Source organism: Cupriavidus sp. SK-3, from assembly GCF_000611145.1.
In the GTDB taxonomy this organism is placed as follows: Bacteria; Pseudomonadota; Gammaproteobacteria; order Burkholderiales; family Burkholderiaceae; genus Cupriavidus.
In genome coordinates, this window is record NZ_JFJV02000166.1 from 1 (window position 1) to 1474 (window position 1474).

The following is a 1474-nucleotide window of genomic DNA, read 5'->3' on the forward strand; positions in this document are numbered from 1 at the left end:
TAGTCTTACTGTGTCATAAAATATAGTGCATTATATGTACGTCTTCATTCGCGGTGGAGAGTGCATGAGCACAGACGACAGATTCGCGCAGTACATGAACTACTTGGCGCAAGGATTGGGGCATGCAGATCGCCGGGCCGGGCTCGAAAGCTATTGCACTGGCCTGATGCTTCCGCTTTCACGAAAGAGTGTGGAGCCGATGGCAGCACGGGTTGATCCGCTGCGTGCCAGCGCCCGGCATCAATCGTTGCATCACTTCGTGTCCAAATCTGATTGGTCGGACGGGGTCTTACTGAGGCAAGTCCGGGAATGGGTGCAGCCTTTGCTGCAAGCGCAAACCGGTCGCTATTGGATCATTGACGACACGGGCTTCCCGAAGAAAGGCAAGCATTCAGTGGGTGTGGCGCGCCAATACTGCGGCCAGCTTGGCAAACAGGATAATTGCCAGGTAGCAGTCAGCTTGTCGCTGGCTACAGAGCAGGGCAGCCTCCCCATTGCCTATCAGCTCTATCTCCCGAAGGAGTGGGCTGCCGACGAGACTCGCCGCCAGAAGGCCGGCGTGCCTGCCGATGTCACGTTCGCTACCAAGCCGGAGATTGCCCTGGCGCAGGTTCGGGAGGCAATTACCGCCGGCGTGCCTGCCGGAGTCGTGCTGGCCGACGCTGCGTATGGCGATGAAACCGGGTTTCGCGAAAGCCTGACCGAGTTGGGGCTGCTTTATGCCGTCGGGATTCGCTCCGTGACGACAGTCTGGCCGCCTGGCGTCTCGCCACTACCGGCCAAACCAGCGAGCGGCCCGGGTAGGCCGCCGAAGTTGCTGCGTCGCGCACGGGGCCATGAACCGGTTTCGGCGAAGACGCTGGCAATGGCATTACCCGCGAGTGCTTACCAGGTGGTGACTTGGCGGGAAGGCACCAATACGGCCCTTTCATCGCGATTTGCGGCCGTGCGAGTTCGCCCGGCACATCGGGACTATTGGCGCAGCACCGTGCGTGACGAAGAATGGTTGCTGGTTGAGTGGCCGCATGGCGAAGCTGAACCAACCAAATACTTCTTGTCTACAGCACCAGTCGATGCGCTGATAGAGGAACTGGTGTTTGTGACCAAAATGCGTTGGCGCATTGAGCGCGATTACCAAGACTTGAAACAAGAACTCGGTCTTGGCCACTACGAAGGTCGGGGCTGGCGCGGATTCCACCACCATGCGACGCTGAGTATCGCGGCCTATGGCTTTCTGATGGCCGAACGACTCACTGCAGACAAGCCCGAAGGGAGTAAAAAAAACTTCCTCGAACGCCAAATACCTGCGCTTCCCGCAGATTACATCCCCCGTGGCAGCCCTGCGCGCGCAGCGACACGTAACTGATTCAATCGCCACGCTGCGTCATCAACTTAGCTTCCACCTGATGCGCAGCCTTGGGCTTTGCCCCTGTTGCGCGTCAGGCTGACCAACCGAATTTGTGACACAGTAAGA

At 58.6% G+C, this 1474-nt stretch carries 1 protein-coding gene; it reads left to right on the top strand.

Annotated features, from left to right (window positions below):
* The first annotated feature begins 64 nt into the window (after positions 1-64).
* Complete coding sequence (locus CF70_RS16900) at positions 65-1366, top strand: IS701 family transposase (protein WP_035866970.1); 1302 nt, start codon at positions 65-67, stop codon at positions 1364-1366.
* The last annotated feature ends 108 nt before the right edge of the window (positions 1367-1474 follow it).